An 18,377-nucleotide genomic window follows, 5' to 3' on the forward strand; every position below is an offset into this window, starting at 1 on the left:
GTTATCATGCGTACACTCAATCGCCTGTTACTGCTCGGCCTGTTGGCAACCACGCCTGTCGTAGCCCTGGCGGCGGACGACGCGCCCTCGGCCGATCCCGAGGTGACCATTCGCACGGAAGGCGACAAGACCATCCAGGAATATCGCCAGAACGGCTTCCTGTATGCGATCAAGATCACACCGAAACATGGCAAGCCTTACTTTCTGGTACGCGCCGATGGCTCCGATGGCAATTTCATTCGTTCCGACCAACCGGACATGCTGATTCCGGGCTGGAAGATCTTCGAGTGGTAATCTGACGCGCACCGTTCACATCAACCCGGCACTTCCCGGCGGAAGTGCCTGCATGGGCAATCTTTCATCATGTCAGTCTTCACCCCCGTGACCCGGCCTGAGCTGGAAACCTTTCTGGCGCCCTACCAGCTGGGCCGCCTGCTCGACTTCCAGGGCATCGCCGCCGGTACCGAAAACAGCAACTTCTTCGTCAGCCTCGAACAGGGGGAGTTCGTGCTGACGCTGATCGAGCGTGGGCCCAGCGAAGACATGCCGTTCTTCATCGAACTGCTCGACACCCTGCACGCCGCGGACATGCCCGTGCCCTATGCCGTGCGTGACCGTGACGGCAACGGCCTGCGTGAGCTGTGCGGCAAGCCGGCACTGCTGCAGCCAAGGTTGTCGGGCAAGCACATCAAGGCGCCCAACGCCCAGCACTGCGCCCAGGTCGGTGAATTGCTGGCACACATTCACCTGGCTACGCGCGAGCGCATCATCGAACGCCGCACCGACCGCGGGCTGGACTGGATGCAGGCCGCCGGGGCCGAGCTGCTACCGCGCCTCACCGCGGAGCAGGCTGCGCTGCTGAGGCCGGCACTGGCCGAGATGGCCTTGCACAAGGCACAGATCCTGGCGTTGCCCCGGGCCAACCTGCACGCCGACCTGTTCCGCGACAACGTGATGTTCGAGGGCACCCACCTGACGGGTGTGATCGATTTCTACAATGCCTGCTCGGGGCCGATGCTCTACGACCTGGCCATTACGGTGAACGACTGGTGCCTGAACGACCAGGGCGGCGTCGATGCACCACGCGCACAGGCACTGCTGGCGGCCTATGCTGCGCTGCGACCGTTTACGGCGGCCGAGGCCGAGTTGTGGCCAGAGATGCTGCGGGTAGGCTGCGTGCGGTTCTGGTTGTCGCGGCTGATTGCCGCTGAATCGTTCGCCGGCATGGACGTGATGATCCATGACCCGCGTGAGTTCGAGGTGCGCCTGGCGCAGCGTCAGCAGGTGAGCCTGCACTTGCCGTTCGCGCTGTAAACACGCGGTCGCGCGCGCCTGTCACAGCCGTGATTGGCCCGAAACAAGCGTAGGAGCGAGCGCAGCTCGCGATGCGCCGCGCGGGCGGCGCTCGGTCTCATAGGCGCAGACTCTTTTGTGGCGAACACCTGGCGGCCATCACGCAACCTAGGCCCGGTCCCTTCACCGGCAGAATACGGTGGGGCTGGGAAGTTGTCACCGGCACAGTTTTCAGCGCCTGGGCGATCGAGCGCCGCCCGCGCGGCGCATCGCGAGCTCCGTTTGTTTCGGGCCAGTTTGGCTGCGCCCCTACGGCGCATGGCGCGTTATGGCACGGTTACAACTGCTCCAGGCACCCGGCCAGGTCATTACCCAGCTTCTCCAGCAGGCGCTCATACCCTTTGCCATCTACCGGGTCTGTACCGCCCAGCGCGTCCAGCTCGGCCAGGCGCACCGGCAACCCTGCGGTCAGGGTCTCGGCCAGGCGTGGGCGCAGGGGCGGTTCGCTGAAGACACAGGTTTTGCCCACCTCCTGCAACCGCGTGCGCATGGCTGCCACATGCTGCGCACCGGGCTGTACCTCCGAAGCCACACTGAACACGCCTGTGTGCTTCAGGCCGTACTCCGCCTCGAAGTAATCGAACGCCTCGTGGAAAACAAAGTACGGTTTGCCTGCTACGCCCGCCACCCGGGCCTTGATTCGGCCATCCAGGGCATCCAGGCGCCCATCAAAGGCCTTCAGGTTGCTCTGGTAACGGGCAGCATTGGCAGGGTCGACCTGGGCAAGGTCAGCGGCCATCTTCGCGGCAATCACCCGTGCGTTGACCGATGATAACCACAAATGCGCATCCAGGCTGCCTGGGCGGTGATCATGGTCATGATCGTCCTGGGCCTCGTCATGGGAGTGGCTGTCCTCGCCAAAGTGGCGCAACTTCATGTTCGCCAGCGACTGCACCGCCACTGTGGGTTTGCTGCGGCTGCCCAGCACCCGAGGCAAGAAGCCCTCCATGTCCGGGCCGATCCAGTACAGCAGGTCGGCATCACCCACACGCCGCACATCGGAAGGGCGCAGCGCGTAATGGTGCGGTGAGGCACCGGGCGGCAACAGCACCTCAGGGCTGCCAACCCCGTCCTGAACGGCTGCGGCAATCTGCTGCAGGGGCTTGATACTGGTCAGCACACGCACGTCGGCGTGGGCTGAGAATGCGATGAAAGCGACAAACAGGGCCAGGAATCGGGACACGGTAGGTACTCGAATCGTCTAAAACAGGTAACATAATAACGTCTCTGTCCAGAACCGTCGCTGCCCATGTCCATCACGCCGCTGGCCAACCGCCCCCATGATCATTCCCATTGCGTACACAGCGCCCTGGCCGAAGCCGACGCGCTGTGCGCGCGCCAGGGCCTGCGCCTGACCGCACTGCGCCGCCGCGTGCTGGAGCTGGTATGGCAAAGCCATAAACCGCTGGGTGCCTACGACATCCTGGCGGTGCTCAGCGAACAGGACGGGCGCCGGGCGGCGCCGCCCACCGTGTACCGCGCACTGGATTTCCTGCTGGAAAACGGCCTGGTGCACCGCATCGCCTCACTCAACGCCTTCATGGGCTGCAGCCACCCGGAACACGCTCACCAAAGCCAGTTCCTGATCTGCCGCGTCTGCCATGTGGCCATCGAGCTGGAGCAGGACAGCATCAGCGACGCCATCATCGGCAGCGCCAGGCACGTCGGCTTTACCGTCGAGAACCAGACCGTGGAAGTGGTGGGCCTGTGCAGCAATTGCCGGAGCGCGGCATGACCGACGCGCTCATCCGCCTGGAGCAGGTCGGCGTCACCTTCGGTGGGGAGAACGTGCTGGACAGCATCGACCTGTCGGTGGCACCCGGCCAGATCGTGACCCTGATCGGCCCCAATGGCGCAGGCAAGACCACCCTGGTGCGCGCCGTGCTGGGGCTGCTCAAGCCACACCGCGGTTCAGTATGGCGCCGGCCCAAGCTACGCATCGGCTACATGCCGCAAAAAATCCAGGTGGATGCCACGCTACCGCTCTCCGTGCTGCGCTTTCTGCGCCTGGTGCCGGGTGTTGACCGGGCGGCCGCCTTGGCAGCGTTGCACGAAGTGGGTGCCCAGCACGTGATCGACAGCCCGATCCAGACCGTGTCCGGTGGCGAGATGCAGCGCGTGCTGCTGGCCCGTGCCCTGCTGCGCGAGCCACAGCTGCTGGTGCTGGACGAGCCGGTACAAGGTGTGGACGTGGTCGGCCAGACCGAGTTGTACAACCTCATCACCCGGCTGCGCGATCGCCTGGGCTGCGGCGTGCTGATGGTGTCCCACGACCTGCACCTGGTGATGAGCGCCACCGACCAAGTGGTGTGCCTGAACCGCCATGTCTGCTGTTCGGGCCACCCGGAACAGGTCAGCGGCGACCCGGCGTTCGTCGAACTGTTCGGCCAGACCGCGCCAAGCCTCGCCATCTACCATCACCATCACGACCACAGCCATGACCTGCACGGCTCCGTGGTCGCCCCTGGCAACCCTGTTCATGGAGCGCACTGCAAGCATGGCTGATTTTCTTCTCTACGCCCTGCTTGCCGGTCTGTCCCTGGCACTGGTGGCCGGGCCGCTGGGCTCGTTCGTGGTCTGGCGGCGCATGGCCTATTTCGGGGACACCCTGTCACACGCAGCGCTGCTCGGCGTGGCCATGGGCTTTGCCCTGGATGTAAGCCCGGCGCTGGCAGTGACCGTGGGCTGCCTGCTGCTGGCCATTGTGCTGGTTACCTTGCAGCAGCGTCAGCCACTGGCCTCCGACACCTTGCTGGGCATTCTCGCACCCAGCACGCTGTCGTTGGGGCTGGTGGTGCTGAGCTTCATGCATGACGTGCGCATCGACCTGATGGGTTATCTGTTCGGCGACCTGCTGGCCATCAGCCCCACCGACCTGGCCTGGATCCTCGGCGGCAGTGCCCTGGTGCTGGTGCTGCTCGCTGTGCTGTGGCGGCCATTGCTGGCCGTGACCGTGCATGAAGAGCTGGCCATGGTCGAAGGCCTGCCCGTCGCCGGCCTGCGCATGGCGCTGATGCTGCTGATTGCCGTGGTCATCGCCGTGGCCATGAAGATCGTCGGGGTGCTGCTGATCACCTCACTGCTGATCATTCCAGCAGCTGCGGCGCAGCGTCACGCCCGCTCTCCCGAGCAGATGGCGCTGGGGGCCAGCCTACTGGGCGTCACCGCAGTTTGCGGCGGGCTGGCGCTGTCCTGGTTCAAGGATACCCCTGCCGGCCCCTCCATCGTGGTGTGCGCTGCAATGCTATTCTTGCTGAGCCTGGCACTGCCAAAACGGTGAAAAACCGGCGTGCCGGGGCTGCCTCTGCAACCTTGGGCGAAGTAAAGGGTCTGTAAGACCTGTTTTCGAGCGTGCGCACCTGGGTGTAGACTTGCTCGCTTTTTGCGCAAATAGAGAGTCGCAGGAATGAAGCCGTTTGCCTCCCGTTGTCTGCTTGTTGCCGCGTTTTCACTGTTTCTGGCCGCCTGTTCCCATGCGCCAGTGCAACAGGCCACCGCACCTGCCCAAGCCGATGCCTGGCAGCAGTTGCAACAAAATATTGCCAGCAATGAGCTGGCCACCGCCGAAGACCAGTTGGCCGCGCTGCAAGCGCAGGCGCCAGGTGACGCGCGTATCGAGCAATTCCAGCGCCAGCTGGCCGAAGCCTATCTGCAACGCAGCCAGATCGTGCTGCAGAAAGGTGACGTGAACGCCGCTGCCACGGCACTGGCCAGGGCCCGCGCATTGATGCCCCAGGCACCTGCCGTGATCGGTGGGGACCCGTTGACGCAAGCGCGTAAAGCCGAGCTGGCCAAGGCCGAGGCTGCGCTGCAGGCAGCCGAAGCCAAGCCCAAGGCACGGCTGATCGACCCGACAGCGCCCAGCACGGTCGTTGCGTTGAAAACCACGGATATTGGCGCAATGCGTCATCAGCTGGACGATATCGCCCAGGACGTCGTCAACTACCGATGCGAAGTGGTGTTCCAGGTGCCCCGCAGCGCTGATGCACCGTGGCTCAAGCACCTGCTTGAAAAACGTGTGCACAAGCTGGACAGCGGGTACAACCTGAAGCTCAAGCATGAGATCCAGCGTGCATTGCCGGCGCAGGTGGTTCTGGTCCCACACCAGCAATAACGTCGTAGGCCCCGCCAGCAGGCCGGCTCCAAAGGTCGCCGGCCACGGGGTGGGCCGTCAGGCTGGCACAGCCTCGGCTGCCGCTTCACGCTCCCAGACGCGGTGCCCTTCTACCGCCTTGACGAACGCGTCCACGGTTTTCTGGTCATCGCCTGTCAGCAGCCCCTTGTCCTCTTTGAGGCCAAGCGTTGCCAGCAGCTCCTTGGTCAGCACCATGGCCTTCAGGTGTTTGTAACCTTCGAGCAGGAAGTGCTTGGCCACGCCGCTGCCAGCCAGCGCATCACCAGAGGCTTTGCCCGCCGGCACGATAATGCCGTCGAACATTACCGACGGCATGCCCTCCATCGACGCATCCACCGGCAACTGCTTGCCGTCTGCGGCCTTCACCGGCGCCGAAGTCGGCCCCAGCAGCATCGGGCGGGCACTCTGGGCTTCCAGTGCCTTGACCAGCTTGTCGACACTGCCCGCATCCACGCCATTGGCCACCAGAATGGCAATCTTGCGCCCCTTGATGCCCACCTTGCCCGGCAGGTTCATCTGGCTAAGCGTAGGCGACGTCGCCTGCTTGCTGCCCTTGACCTGGACCGTGCCGGCCTTGGGGGCAGGCAGGCCGAGGTTCTCGGCAACTGCTGCCGCCAGTTTGAGATCGATGTTGGCCAGGATCTCATTCACCTGACGTGCGCGAATGGCCTCACGCTCGACCTTGCCCAGTTCAAAGCTGTAAGCCTTGATGATGTGCTGCTGCTCGGTCGGGCTCATGCTCTGGAAGAACAGACGCGCCTGGGAGAAGTGATCGCTGAACGAGTCGCTGCGCTGGCGAATCTTGTGCGCATCGATGCGTTCCTGGTAGCTCTCGAAGCCACCGTCACGGGCGCCCGGCGGGGTTTCCTTCGGCCAGCCGCCATCGATGGAGTTAGGCTCGTAGGACGCCTGGCCCTTGTGCACGATGTGCTGGTGAATGGCATCGCGCTGGTTGTTGTGGAACGGCGCAACCGGGCGGTTGATCGGGATCTGGTGGAAGTTCGGCCCACCCAGGCGGCTGAGCTGGGTATCGGTGTAGGAGAACAGGCGCCCCTGCAGCAGCGGGTCATTGGTGAAGTCGATGCCCGGCACAATGTGGCCTGGGCAGAATGCAACCTGCTCGACCTCGGCAAAGAAGTTGTCCGGGTTGCGGTTAAGCACCATCTTGCCCAGCGGTGTAACCGGCACCAGCTCTTCGGGGATGAGCTTGGTCGGGTCCAGCAGGTCGAAGTCGAACTTGTGCTCATCAGCCTCCGGCACGATCTGCACGCCCAGCTCCCACTCAGGGTAGTGCCCGGTTTCGATGGCTTCGCGCAGGTCGCGGCGGTGGTAGTCGGTATCCTTGCCCGCCAGCTTCTGTGCCTCGTCCCACAGCACCGAATGCACGCCTTCGCTCGGCTTCCAGTGAAACTTCACGAAGCTGGCCACGCCCTCGGCGTTGATCAGGCGGAAGGTGTGCACGCCAAAGCCTTCCATCATGCGCAGGCTGCGCGGGATGGCCCGGTCGGACATGGCCCAGATGACCATGTGCGCCGATTCTGGCACCAGCGACACGAAGTCCCAGAAGGTATCGTGAGCCGAGCCGCCGGTCGGCATTTCGTTGTGCGGCTCGGGCTTAACCGCATGCACGAAATCAGGGAACTTGATGGCGTCCTGGATGAAGAACACCGGCATGTTGTTGCCCACCAGGTCGAAGTTGCCTTCGTCGGTGTAGAACTTCACGGCAAAGCCGCGAACATCGCGCACTGTGTCGCCCGAGCCGCGCGGGCCCTGCACGGTAGAGAAGCGCACGAACACCGGGGTGATCTTTTCAGGGTCCTGCAGGAAACCCGCTTTGGTCAGCTCGGCATGGCAGCCATAGCTCTGGAAATAACCATGGGCGCCCGTGCCGCGGGCATGAACGATACGCTCAGGGATGCGTTCGTGGTCGAAGTGGGTGATCTTCTCGCGCATGATGAAGTCTTCAAGCAGCGAGGGCCCACGGGGGCCAGCCTTGAGGGTGTTCTGGTTATCGGAGATGCGCACACCCTGGTTGGTGCGCAGCGCCTGCCCAGTGGCGTCACTGCGGTCGGCCTCCAGGCTCTGCAGCTTGGCGTTGGTGTTGGCCTTGTCCGGGCTCTGGTTGCCCGCAGCCTCGCTGTGCTTGGGGGCGTCCGTCTTCTTGCTGGGCATGTTCGGCTCTCCTCATCAGTATTCAGGCGTGCCCGTTCGGGCTATGTTCTGGTAGTGACTGGAGGGGTTCGGTGAGCGTTCAATCAGGTTTACCAGTTGTCGACATATGCCCGTTGGCTTGGTCCAAGGCGAAATAAATGCTAAGAACAGCGGGTGGAAAAGGCTAAAATGCGCCACCCAGCCAACCGCTGACCCAAATTCATGCGCCCCACAAGGTTCGCTACGTGATCGAGTTCCAACAGGTACACAAGACCTACCGCGTCGCCGGTAGGGAAATCCCCGCCCTCAACCCGACAACCCTCACCATCGAGAATGGCCAGGTGTTCGGCCTGATCGGCCATTCCGGTGCCGGCAAAAGCACCATGCTGCGCCTGATCAACCGCCTGGAAGAGCCTTCCGGCGGCACGATCATCGTCGATGGCGAAGACGTCACCGCGTTCAACGCCACCCAGTTGCGCGGCTTCCGCCAGCAGGTCGGGATGATTTTCCAGCACTTCAACCTGCTGGCATCCAAAACCGTCGCCGATAACGTCGCCCTGCCACTCACCCTGGCCGGCGAACTGTCGCGCAGCGAGATCGACAAACGCGTCACCGAACTGCTCGCCCGCGTCGGCCTCTCGGACCACGCTCGCAAGTACCCGGCCCAGCTCTCGGGTGGCCAGAAGCAACGCGTGGGTATCGCCCGGGCGTTGTCGACCAACCCCAAGATCCTGCTGTGCGACGAGGCGACCAGTGCCCTCGACCCGCAGACAACCGCCTCGGTGCTGCAATTGCTCGCCGAGATCAACCGCGAACTGAAGCTCACCATCGTGCTCATCACCCACGAGATGGATGTGATTCGCCGGGTCTGCGACCGTGTTGCGGTAATGGACGCCGGCCATATCGTCGAGCAGGGCTCGGTGGCCGATGTCTTCCTGCACCCGCAGCACGCCACCACCAAGCGCTTCGTCCAGGAAGACGAGCAGGTGGACGAAGGCGAGCAGCGTGACGACTTCACCCATGTGCCGGGCCGCATCGTGCGCCTGACCTTCCAGGGTGATGCCACCTATGCCCCGTTGCTCGGCACCGTGGCCCGTGAAACCGGCGTGGACTACAGCATCCTTGCCGGGCGTATCGACCGCATCAAAGACGTCCCCTATGGCCAGCTCACCCTCGCCTTGATTGGCGGTGACATGGAAGCGGCCTTCGCCCGCTTCAAGGCAGCTGACGTTCATATGGAGGTACTGCGTTGATGGACGCCCTTAATTTCTTCGCCAACGTCGACTGGGCCGAAATCTGGCTGGCCACCGTCGACACCATGATCATGCTGTTCGGTTCGCTGTTGTTCACCGTGCTGCTGGGCCTGCCACTGGGCGTACTGCTGTTTCTGTGCGGCCCCAAGCAGATGTTCGAACAGAAGGGCGTTTACGCGCTGCTGTCGTTGGTGGTCAACATCCTGCGCTCGCTGCCGTTCATCATCCTGCTGATCGTGATGATCCCGATCACCGTACTGATCACCGGCACCTCGCTGGGCGTCGCTGGCGCCATTCCGCCGCTGGTGGTGGGTGCCACGCCGTTCTTTGCCCGCCTGGTGGAAACCGCCCTGCGTGAAGTGGACCGCGGCATCATCGAAGCCACCCAGTCGATGGGCGCCACCACGCGCCAGATCATCACCAGCGCCTTGCTGCCAGAAGCCCGCCCGGGCATCTTCGCCGCCATTACCGTCACCGCCATCACCCTGGTGTCGTACACCGCCATGGCCGGTGTGGTCGGTGCGGGCGGCCTTGGCGACCTGGCCATCCGCTTTGGTTACCAGCGCTTCCAGACTGACGTCATGGTCGTCACGGTGGTGCTGTTGCTGGTGCTGGTGCAAGTGCTGCAAAGCGTCGGCGACAAGCTTGTCGTGCATTTTTCCCGTAAGTAACCCCAATGGGGCAGACCCGTTCGGGGGCCGTCGCGGCCCTCACAAGGAGTGATCAATGAAGAAGCTGCTTGCTGTTGCTGCCGCCGTGGCGGCCTTTTCGGCCCAGGCCGATACCCTGACCGTCGCTGCCTCGCCGGTGCCCCACGCGGAAATTCTCAACTTCGTCAAACCACAGCTGGCGAAGGAAGGTGTAGAGCTCAAGGTGAAAGAATTCACCGACTACATCCAGCCCAACGTGCAGGTTGCGGAGAAGCGCCTGGACGCCAACTTCTTCCAGCATCAGCCGTACCTGGATGAGTTCAACAAGGCCAAGGGCACTGACCTGGTGAGCGTGACCGGCGTGCACATCGAGCCGCTGGGTGTTTACTCGGGCAAGCTGAAGAAGCTGGACGAGCTGCCTTCCGGCGCCACCGTGGTCATCCCCAACGATGCCACCAACGGTGGCCGCGCATTGCTGCTGCTGGACAAGGCCGGGGTGATCAAGCTCAAGGACAACAAGAACATCCTGTCGACCGTGAAGGACATTGCCGAGAACCCGAAGAACATCAAGTTCCGCGAGCTCGAAGCGGCGACCATTCCGCGTGTACTGACCCAGGTGGATGCGGCCTTGATCAACACCAACTATGCGCTGGAAGCCAAGCTGAACCCGGAGAAAGACGCCCTGGCCATCGAAGGTGCGGATTCGCCGTACGTGAACATTCTGGTTGCCCGGCCGGACAACAAGGATTCGGACGACATGAAGAAACTCGCGGCTGCACTGCATTCGCCTGAGGTGAAGCAGTTCATCACCGAGAAGTACAAGGGCGCCGTGGTTCCGGCGTTTTGATGTGATGGTCATGGGGCCGCGTTGCGGCCCCTGAAACCGTTGGCGCAGGCTCACCCGCGAACGGGCAGAGCCGACAGCCTCAGTCCTGCTTCACCAATGCCGGCAACCGGGCTACCAGCTTCTGGTTGTTGAACGGCGCACGTATGAACCCCCGCTGGCGCCCGTCCGGGCCGACCACCGCCAGGTTGCCACTGTGATCAACCGTATACCCCGGCTTGCTGGTATCTGCCGGGATGAACGGGATGCTCAAGGCATTGGCCAGCTTCTGCGTATCCTCGATCGACCCTGCCAGCCCGACGAAGTCCTTGTCGAAGTAAGCCAGGTACTGCTTGAGCTGGTTGGGCGTGTCGCGGTTGGGGTCCACGCTCACCAGTACCACTTGCAGGCGGCTTAACGCCTCCTGGGGCAGCTCGCTTTTTACCTGGCGCAACTGCGCGAGGGTGGTCGGGCAGATATCCGGGCAATAGGTATAGCCAAAGAACAGCAGCGACCATTTGCCCTTCAGTTCGTCCAGGTGAACCGGCTGGCCGTCCTGGTTGGTCATGGTCACATCGGGCACCGCGCGGCTCTGCGGCAGCAGGATGATGCCTGCATCGATCAGCTCGGTGGGGTTTACCTGGCCCCGGCCGTTGAGCACCTTGTTGACGGTAAGGCCCAGGATCAGCGCGACCAGGGCAACGAGGATGAAGACGGTTTTCTGGGTTCGGGTCATAAGCTCGGCAACAGTTCGTGGTCAACGGGCGCCGCGATCAATGGCGCGCACAGGAAGCCGATAGAGTACGCGAAGGTGCTGGCCACTGCATGCGGCCGGCTGCCACGGGTCGGTATCGGCATGGGCCAGCGGGGTGAGGCGCCAGGCTGCAGTGATGCGCGGCTTGTCGACCACGCGGATGCGGAAGTTGACTAGCACCATGGCCAGCAACAGCACCGCACCACCCGCGTTATGCAGCACGGCAACGGCCAACGGTACGTGCAGCAGCACATTGGCGACGCCCAGGCACAGCTGCAGCCCTAGCGCCGCCAGCACCATCACGGCCAGGCCGCGCAAGTGCAACCGATGCAGCTTCCAGCCAAGCAGCAACAGCACCCACGTCACCATCAGTGCACCCAGGCGATGGCTGACATGGATGGCCGTGCGCGCATCGCTGTCCAGCTGCCCGCCCAGGTAATTGGGCCCCACGTGCTGGGTGAGGTGGAAACCATTGCCGAAATCGGCAGCCGGCCACCATTGGCCATGGCAGGTGGGCAGGTCAAGGCAGGCGACGGCAGCGTAGTTGGCACTCACCCAGCCACCCAGGGCAATCTGGCCGATCACCACCAGCAATGCCAGGGCTGCCGTGCGGCGCAAGCTCAACGGCAGCTTGGGCATTGGCGGCAAACGCCCGCACAGGCGCAGCGCCAGCAAAAACAGCAGGCTCACGGTGGTGAAGCCGCCCAACAGGTGCGCAGTGACCACCTGCGGCCACAACTGCAGCGTTACTGTCCACATGCCGAAGGCCGCCTGGCCCAGCACCACCGCAAGCAGCAGCAAGGGCAGGCGCCGGGGCAGGCCATCGCCAGGGTGACCACGCAATGAGCGCAAGGCCAGCCAGGCAATGGCCAACGCCAGCGCACCGGCGAAATAGCGGTGGGTCATCTCTGCCCAGCCCTTGGCTTGCTGCACCGGGTGGTCCGGGAAATGCCGCTCGGCGTGAGCCAGTTGGGCATCGGTCTTGGGCACGGTGAGCATGCCGTAGCACCCCGGCCAGTCCGGGCAGCCCAACCCGGCATGGGTCAGGCGGGTGTAGGCGCCCAGCAACACGACCATCAAGGCCAGCAGGGTGGCGAACACAGCAAGGCGAAATCCAGGTCGGGCCATGGTGTTCTCCTAGCCGATGTTGGACAGCTTGAGCAGGTGGCGCAGGTCGTCGAGGACATGCTTGCCGTTCACCCCGGCGTCATAGCGCAGCACCAGGTTGCCATGAGGGTCGACGATCCACAGCTGCGGCCCGGGCTGGTTCACACGCTGCCGGTAACGCACAGCATCCAGCGCATAACGTTGCAGCCGCGGGTATTCGCGACCGAGCAGCGCCTGGTAGGGGGCGCTCAGGGGCTGGGATGCGGCCAGGGCATGGCTGGCACGGCTGGCATCGCGGCCCAGGCCAACCTGTATCTGCCGGGCCAGGTACACCAGCCGCTGGCAATCGTCTGCGCACTCCGCGGGCGCCGTGACCAGCAGCTGCCAGCGCTCATCCTGGCCCGCCACGCCCAGGTCGGCGCGGCCTTCGCCATTGCCAACCAGCACGCCATGGAAGCTGCGGCCATCCGGCACCCAGAACCCCAGCTTGTACATGCAGGTGGCCAGCACCATGGGCCCGATCACCAGCAACAGGATCAACAGCAGTTGCAAGCGCCCGCGGGCCTTGCGCTTGCCGCGTTCAGGCGCGGTCAGTGGCGTGGCGGTGGCCATGGCGTTTCTCCTTGTGCTGATGCCAGCCGAAATAGAGGTAGAGCACCACCAGGGCAATGGCCAGGGCGAACCACTGCACGGCATAGCCCAAGTGCTTTTCCGGGCCCATGACCACTGCCGGCCAGCCCAGGCGATAGGCAGCGGGGCCAGGTTCGAGCCGTAGCTCGTGGGCAAAGCCCTCACGCCCCAGCTGTTGCCACAGGCCGCTGGGGTCGACGGCCGTCAGCAGGTGGGGCCATTGCCCGCCGACAGGGTCGGCGTGCAACTGGAATGGGGTGCCGGGGGCGACATAGACAGAGGCCTGCAGTGCCAGCGCCTTGGCTGGGGTTTCGAAGCGCACCGGCACACGCCGGTCAGGCCATGCCAGCCAGCCGCGGTTGATCAGCACCCACACACCGCTCGGTTGGTCGTGAAAGGGTTGCAGCAGCTCCACACCGACCTGGCCATCACGCATGCGGTTGTCCAGCAACAGGCTGTGCTCGGGGTCAAAGCGCCCGTACAACTGCACGCGGCGGAACGCATCGTCACCCGCCGGCGCCAGTTGCGCGACCGCCAGCGGCGTCTCGGTGCGCCGTTCGGCGTAGGTTGCCAGCAGCACCCGCTTCTGCTCGGCGCGCCCCAACTGCCAGCAGCCAAGCGCGACAAGGCAAGGCAGTAGCGCCAGCACCGCCAGCGTCGGCAGCCAGCCAGGGCGAAAGCGCCTCAGCGTGGCCGTACCCGGTGGCTCGCTATACTTGTCCACATTCCTGCACCTCTCCGGAGTAGCGCCATGCTCAAGGCTGCGATTGTGCTGATGCTGCTGGCCACGGTTGCCAGCCTGTTCAGTGGCCTGGTGTTTCTGGTCAAGGACGATGAAAACTCCACACGCCTGCTCAAGGCACTGACCGTGCGGGTCACCCTCGCAGCATTGACCATCGGCTTGGTGGCCTGGGGGTTCATCAGTGGTCAGCTGGTATCACATGCCCCGTTTTAAGTGCCGGCCTTCAAACCACATACACAAAGATGAACAGCCCTACCCACACCACGTCGACGAAGTGCCAATACCAACTGGCCGCCTCGAAACCAAAGTGTTTTTCCGGGCTGAAATGCCCACGCAGAATGCGCACGAACATCACCAGCAGAATGATCGTGCCCAGGGTCACGTGGGCGCCGTGAAAACCGGTGAGCATGAAAAACGTCGCGCCATAGATGCCGGAGCCCAAGGTCAGCCCCAGTTGCGTGTACGCCTCGTGGTACTCGTAGGCCTGCAGGGCAATGAAGCTGGTGCCTAGCACCAGGGTCAGTGCCAGCCACAGTTTCAGCGCAGTGCGGCGCCCCCAGCGCAGGGCATGGTGGGCCAGGGTGATGGTGATGCTGGAACTGACCAGCAGCACCGTATTGATCAACGGCAGGTGCCACGGGTCAATGACGCGCTTGGGGGGCGGGAACAGCTTGGGGTCCGGCGTGTGCAGCAACGGCCAGGTGAATTCGAAGCTTGGCCACAACATGTGCGCCACCCCCTTGGCGCCATCGCCGCCCAGCCAGGGCCCGGCCAGGACCCGCACGTAGAACAGCGCACCGAAGAAGGCCAAAAAGAACATCACCTCCGAAAAGATGAACCAGCTCATGCCCCAGCGGAACGAACGGTCCAGCTGCGGGCTGTACAGGCCGGCCCGGCTCTCGCGCACCACCGCCCCGAACCAGCCGAACAGCATGTAGGCCAGCAGCAATGCACCGATGAAGAAGATCAACGGCCCATGGGAGCCAGCATGCCCGGCCTTGATGTCATTGAACCAGGTACCCAGCCCGAACACCGTCACCAACAGCCCGAGCGAGGCGATGATCGGCCACTTGCTCTGCGCCGGAACGTAATAGTGCTGGTGGTTTGCCATGACGGTGCTCCTTCCCTCAGCGGCCGCGCCCTGGGTCAACCGCCACGGCCTGGGCGACGGGCGGGTGACGGGCGGTGATGTCAAACAAGGTGTAGGCCAGGGTCAGGTGCTTCACACCGGCAGGCAAGTCACGGTCGACGATGAAACGCACTGGCATCTCGATGCGCTCACCGGGCTGCAGTACCTGCTGGGTAAAGCAGAAGCACTCGGTCTTGTGGAAATACGCTGCAGCCTCGGCCGGGGTGATGCTGGGGATGGCCTGGGCGCTCATCGGCCGGTCGGTGGGGTTGTGGGCAATGAAGATCATCTGGTTCACCGCACCCGGGTTCACCTGCAACTGGTCGGCGCTGGCGTAGAAGTCCCAGACCATGTCACTGGCATTGGTGGACATGAACTGCACCCGCACCGACCGGGTTGTATCAGCCAGCTGGCTACCCTCGTACTGCCCGCCGGTCTTGCCATTGATACCAAAGGCCTTGCACATCACGTCGTAGAGCGGCACCAGGGCAAAGCCAAAGGCGAACATCACCACCGTCAGCATCAGCAGGCGCAGCACCAGGCGTTTGAGCGACAGGCCGTTCATGGCGGTGGGTTACTCCACGTCAGGTGGCGTCTGGAAGGTGTGATAGGGCGCAGGCGAGGGGATCGACCATTCAAGCCCCTCGGCCCCATCCCAGGGCTTGGCAGGGGCCGGCTCGCCGCCCCGTATGCACTTGATGACAATGAACAGGAAGAACACCTGCGTGGCGCCAAACAGAAACGCGCCAATCGAAGACACCATGTTGAAGTCGGCAAACTGCAGGTTGTAATCCGGAATACGCCGCGGCATGCCCGCCAGCCCGACAAAGTGCATGGGGAAGAAGGCCATGTTCATGCCGATGAACGACAGCCAGAAGTGCAGTTTGCCGAGGGTTTCGTCGTACATGTGGCCGGTCCACTTCGGCAGCCAGTAATACGCCGAGGCGAAGATGCCGAAAATGGCGCCGGGTACCAGTACATAGTGGAAGTGCGCCACCACGAAGTAGGTGTCGTGGTACTGGAAGTCGGCGGGGGCGATGGCCAGCATCAACCCCGAAAAACCGCCGATGGTGAACAGGATGACGAAGGCAATGGCAAACAGCATGGGCGTTTCGAACGTGAGCGAGCCTTCCCACATGGTACTGACCCAGTTGAACACCTTCACCCCGGTAGGCACCGCAATCAGCATGGTGGCGTACATGAAGAACAGCTCGCCCACCACCGGTATGCCCACCACGAACATATGGTGCGCCCATACGATGAAGGACAGGAAAGCAATGGCGCCGGTGGCATACACCATGGAGGTGTAGCCAAACAGCGGCTTGCGGGAAAACGCCGGGATGATCGAACTGACCGCGCCGAAGGCCGGCAGGATCATGATGTATACCTCGGGGTGGCCAAAAAACCAGAACACGTGCTGGAACAGCACCGGGTCACCGCCACCGGCAGCGCTGAAGAAGCTGGTGCCGAAGTGGATGTCCATCAGCATCATGGTCACCACGCCAGCCAGCACCGGCATCACCGCAATCAGCAAAAATGCGGTAATCAGCCAGGTCCACACGAACAGCGGCATCTTCATCAAGGTCATGCCCGGTGCACGCAGGTTGAGGATGGTGGCGATCACGTTGATTGCCCCCATGATCGAACTGATCCCCATCAGGTGGATGGCGAAGATGAAGAAGGTGACGCTGGCCGGTGCATAGGTGGTGGACAAGGGCGCATAGAAGGTCCAGCCAAAATTGGGCCCGCCGCCAGGGGTGAACAGGGTGGAGACCAGCAACAGGAACGCCGCCGGCAGCAGCCAGAAGCTGAAATTGTTCATGCGCGGCAGGGCCATGTCCGGGGCGCCGATCATCAGCGGGATCATCCAGTTGGCCAGCCCCACGAAGGCTGGCATCACCGCACCGAACACCATGATCAACCCGTGCATCGTGGTCATCTGGTTGAAGAAGGCCGGCTCCACGATCTGCAGGCCCGGCTGAAACAGCTCGGCGCGGATCACCATGGCGAACGAGCCACCCAGCAGGAACATGGTGAAGCTGAACCACAGGTACAGGGTGCCGATGTCCTTGTGGTTGGTGGTAAGCACCCAGCGCATCAGGCCCTTGGCCGGCCCATGCGCATGGCCCTGGGCGTGGTCATCGATCACTGCACTCATGTCCTGTCTCCTGCAACCTGTTGGTCGCCAAGGCCCCGGCGGTTCATTGCGCTTGCGCCTGCTTGATGGCCAGCACATCCTGCGGCGTGACCATGTCGCCCTGGTTGTTGCCCCAGGCGTTGCGCTCGTAGGTGACCACCGCCGCAATGTCCACTTCGGAGAGCTGCTTGCCAAACGCCGCCATGGCAGTGCCCGGCTTGCCGTTGAAGACGATGTTCAGGTGGCCCTCCTTGGGCCCGGTGGCAATTTTGGAGCCCTTCAGCGCCGGGAACATCGGCGGCAGGCCCTGGCCCTCGGCCTGGTGACAGGCCACGCAGGTGGTGTGGTAGACCTTGTCGCCGCGCGCCACCAGTTCGTCCAGCGTCCACTGCTTGCTGGTCAGTTCCTTGAGCTTGGCCGCGTCGGCCTTGCGCTCACTCAGCCAGGTGTCGTAATCGGCCTGGGACTTCACCTCCACCACGACCGGCATGAAGCCGTGGTCCTTGCCGCACAGTTCGGTGCACTGGCCACGGTAGATGCCGGGCTTGTCGATGCGGGTCCAGGCCTCGTTGACGAACCCGGGTATGGCGTCGCGCTTGACGGCAAAGGCGGGCACCCACCAGGAGTGGATGACATCGGCAGCCGTCACCAGAAAGCGCACCTTGGCACCCACCGGCAACACCAGGGGCTGGTCCACTTCCAGCAGGTAATGTTCGTCCTTGGGGGCGTTGTTGTGAATCTGCTCGGCAGGGGTGGCCAGGTTGCTGAAGAACTCCACGTCCTGGCCCAGGTATTTGTAGTGCCACTTCCACTGGTAGCCGGTGACCTGGATATCGATGTCCGAGTCGCTGGCGTCGTAGATATGCAGCAGGGTGCGCGTGGCCGGGATGGCCATCGCCACCAGAATCAGGAAGGGGATGACCGTCCACAGCATCTCGACCCGGGTGTGCTCATGGAACTGCGCCGGCTGCTGGCCGGTGGAACGGCGGTGCAGCACCATGGACCAGAACATCGCGCCGAACACCACCAGGCCGATGATCACGCAGATCCAGAAGATGGTCATGTGCAGGCTGAAGACGGCGTTGGACACTTCCGTCGCCCCAGGGTGCATGTTCACGGTCCAGGCCGCATTGGCCCGCCCCAGAACCGACCACAACAGCAGACCCATCCACGCAGATGGATGTCGCATCATTGCGGGTTCCCCTACTTGTTCTTGTTTTTCCGGAGGCAGGGCCTGCGGCAAGAGGGAACGGCGGTCAAGACTGCCTGGCTTCGACGACCGAGCCCCAGCTGAAAGCAGTCGGGCCTCATCAACGAATCACGTTCTACGGGAGTATAGACAGCAGCCGATGGGCCGCAACGAAGGCCGGCCCGCCGAGGGCCGCTTAGCCCGTATCACGTGTGCTTGAAGGCCTGAAGCCCCGTGGTTGGCCCTGTATATGCTGAGCAAAACACAGATTGGATCCCTTTATAACAAATGAATCTTAAGTATTTTGAATATCCAGCTAAGTTA

General features: G+C 63.2%; 20 protein-coding genes. 10 read left to right on the forward strand and 10 right to left on the reverse strand.

Annotation, left to right across the window (positions count from 1 at the left end; genetic code table 11):
- Window positions 1–6: 6 nt before the first annotated feature.
- Window positions 7–294: a DUF2782 domain-containing protein gene (locus IAE33_RS10155; RefSeq protein ID WP_028633124.1), complete on the forward strand. Its 288-nt coding sequence runs from the start codon at window positions 7–9 to the stop codon at window positions 292–294.
- 69 nt (window positions 295–363) lie between these two features.
- Window positions 364–1,314, forward strand: coding sequence for a homoserine kinase (locus IAE33_RS10160; RefSeq protein ID WP_201163408.1), 951 nt, complete (start codon window positions 364–366; stop codon window positions 1,312–1,314).
- A gap of 316 nt (window positions 1,315–1,630) precedes the next feature.
- Here IAE33_RS10160 and IAE33_RS10165 read toward each other — a convergent pair whose 3' ends face one another.
- Entirely contained in the window at window positions 1,631–2,536 is a 906-nt protein-coding gene (locus IAE33_RS10165) for a zinc ABC transporter substrate-binding protein (protein ID WP_060482608.1), read from the reverse strand.
- 66 nt (window positions 2,537–2,602) lie between these two features.
- Here IAE33_RS10165 and zur point away from each other — a divergent pair, with 66 nt between their 5' ends.
- The 4 genes from zur (at window position 2,603) to IAE33_RS10185 (ending at window position 5,467) form a co-directional block, all read left to right on the forward strand.
- Window positions 2,603–3,088: a zinc uptake transcriptional repressor Zur gene (zur, locus tag IAE33_RS10170; RefSeq protein ID WP_028633127.1), complete on the forward strand. Its 486-nt coding sequence runs from the start codon at window positions 2,603–2,605 to the stop codon at window positions 3,086–3,088.
- Window positions 3,085–3,858, forward strand: a complete 774-nt coding sequence (gene znuC / locus IAE33_RS10175) for a zinc ABC transporter ATP-binding protein ZnuC (protein WP_028633128.1) — start codon at window positions 3,085–3,087, stop codon at window positions 3,856–3,858. Before zur ends, znuC begins: the two co-directional genes overlap by 4 nt.
- A complete protein-coding gene (gene znuB, locus IAE33_RS10180) occupies window positions 3,851–4,633 on the forward strand; it encodes a zinc ABC transporter permease subunit ZnuB (protein WP_028633129.1) in 783 nt (260 codons plus the stop codon). Before znuC ends, znuB begins: the two co-directional genes overlap by 8 nt.
- Window positions 4,634–4,759: 126 nt before the next feature.
- The gene (locus IAE33_RS10185) at window positions 4,760–5,467 is read left to right on the forward strand and encodes a PA5502 family lipoprotein (RefSeq protein WP_201163409.1); all 708 of its coding nucleotides are present in this window, start codon (window positions 4,760–4,762) and stop codon (window positions 5,465–5,467) included.
- Window positions 5,468–5,524: 57 nt separating this feature from the next.
- Here IAE33_RS10185 and katE read toward each other — a convergent pair whose 3' ends face one another.
- A complete protein-coding gene (gene katE, locus IAE33_RS10190) occupies window positions 5,525–7,660 on the reverse strand; it encodes a catalase HPII (RefSeq protein WP_201163410.1) in 2,136 nt (711 codons plus the stop codon).
- A gap of 224 nt (window positions 7,661–7,884) precedes the next feature.
- On the opposite strand from katE, the gene IAE33_RS10195 reads away from it, so the two are divergent.
- From IAE33_RS10195 to IAE33_RS10205, 3 genes are read left to right on the forward strand one after another with little or no spacing between them, the layout of a single operon-like run.
- Complete coding sequence (locus tag IAE33_RS10195; RefSeq protein ID WP_028633132.1) at window positions 7,885–8,892, forward strand: methionine ABC transporter ATP-binding protein; 1,008 nt, start codon at window positions 7,885–7,887, stop codon at window positions 8,890–8,892.
- Entirely contained in the window at window positions 8,892–9,563 is a 672-nt protein-coding gene (locus IAE33_RS10200) for a methionine ABC transporter permease (RefSeq protein ID WP_028633133.1), read from the forward strand. Before IAE33_RS10195 ends, IAE33_RS10200 begins: the two co-directional genes overlap by 1 nt.
- Window positions 9,564–9,618: 55 nt before the next feature.
- A complete protein-coding gene (locus IAE33_RS10205) occupies window positions 9,619–10,389 on the forward strand; it encodes a MetQ/NlpA family ABC transporter substrate-binding protein (protein WP_201163411.1) in 771 nt (256 codons plus the stop codon).
- A 79-nt stretch (window positions 10,390–10,468) separates the two neighbouring features.
- Here IAE33_RS10205 and IAE33_RS10210 read toward each other — a convergent pair whose 3' ends face one another.
- From IAE33_RS10210 to IAE33_RS10225, 4 genes are read right to left on the reverse strand one after another with little or no spacing between them, the layout of a single operon-like run.
- Entirely contained in the window at window positions 10,469–11,101 is a 633-nt protein-coding gene (locus tag IAE33_RS10210; RefSeq protein ID WP_028633135.1) for an SCO family protein, read from the reverse strand.
- A gap of 21 nt (window positions 11,102–11,122) precedes the next feature.
- On the reverse strand, window positions 11,123–12,247 hold the full coding sequence (locus tag IAE33_RS10215) for a COX15/CtaA family protein (protein ID WP_201163412.1): 1,125 nt from the start codon (window positions 12,245–12,247) through the stop codon (window positions 11,123–11,125).
- Between the two features lie 9 nt (window positions 12,248–12,256).
- Window positions 12,257–12,838, reverse strand: a complete 582-nt coding sequence (locus IAE33_RS10220; RefSeq protein WP_201163413.1) for a hypothetical protein — start codon at window positions 12,836–12,838, stop codon at window positions 12,257–12,259.
- On the reverse strand, window positions 12,807–13,544 hold the full coding sequence (locus IAE33_RS10225) for an SURF1 family protein (RefSeq protein WP_201163448.1): 738 nt from the start codon (window positions 13,542–13,544) through the stop codon (window positions 12,807–12,809). The genes IAE33_RS10220 and IAE33_RS10225 overlap by 32 nt, the downstream gene beginning before the upstream one ends.
- 63 nt (window positions 13,545–13,607) lie before the next feature.
- On the opposite strand from IAE33_RS10225, the gene IAE33_RS10230 reads away from it, so the two are divergent.
- A complete protein-coding gene (locus IAE33_RS10230) occupies window positions 13,608–13,811 on the forward strand; it encodes a twin transmembrane helix small protein (protein WP_054902213.1) in 204 nt (67 codons plus the stop codon).
- 10 nt (window positions 13,812–13,821) lie between these two features.
- On the opposite strand, the gene IAE33_RS10235 is transcribed toward IAE33_RS10230, so the two are convergent.
- The 4 genes from IAE33_RS10235 to coxB are packed head-to-tail and all read right to left on the reverse strand — an operon-like array spanning window position 13,822 to window position 18,056.
- On the reverse strand, window positions 13,822–14,709 hold the full coding sequence (locus IAE33_RS10235; protein WP_201163414.1) for a cytochrome c oxidase subunit 3: 888 nt from the start codon (window positions 14,707–14,709) through the stop codon (window positions 13,822–13,824).
- Window positions 14,710–14,725: 16 nt separating this feature from the next.
- A complete protein-coding gene (locus IAE33_RS10240; protein WP_201163415.1) occupies window positions 14,726–15,292 on the reverse strand; it encodes a cytochrome c oxidase assembly protein in 567 nt (188 codons plus the stop codon).
- A gap of 9 nt (window positions 15,293–15,301) precedes the next feature.
- Window positions 15,302–16,885, reverse strand: coding sequence for a cytochrome c oxidase subunit I (gene ctaD / locus IAE33_RS10245; RefSeq protein WP_201163416.1), 1,584 nt, complete (start codon window positions 16,883–16,885; stop codon window positions 15,302–15,304).
- 43 nt (window positions 16,886–16,928) lie between these two features.
- Window positions 16,929–18,056: a cytochrome c oxidase subunit II gene (coxB, locus tag IAE33_RS10250; RefSeq protein ID WP_201163417.1), complete on the reverse strand. Its 1,128-nt coding sequence runs from the start codon at window positions 18,054–18,056 to the stop codon at window positions 16,929–16,931.
- Between the last annotated feature and the right edge of the window lie 321 nt (window positions 18,057–18,377).

The sequence above is a fragment of the Pseudomonas sp. S60 genome (assembly GCF_016647865.1).
Lineage (GTDB): Bacteria > Pseudomonadota > Gammaproteobacteria > Pseudomonadales > Pseudomonadaceae > Aquipseudomonas > Aquipseudomonas parafulva.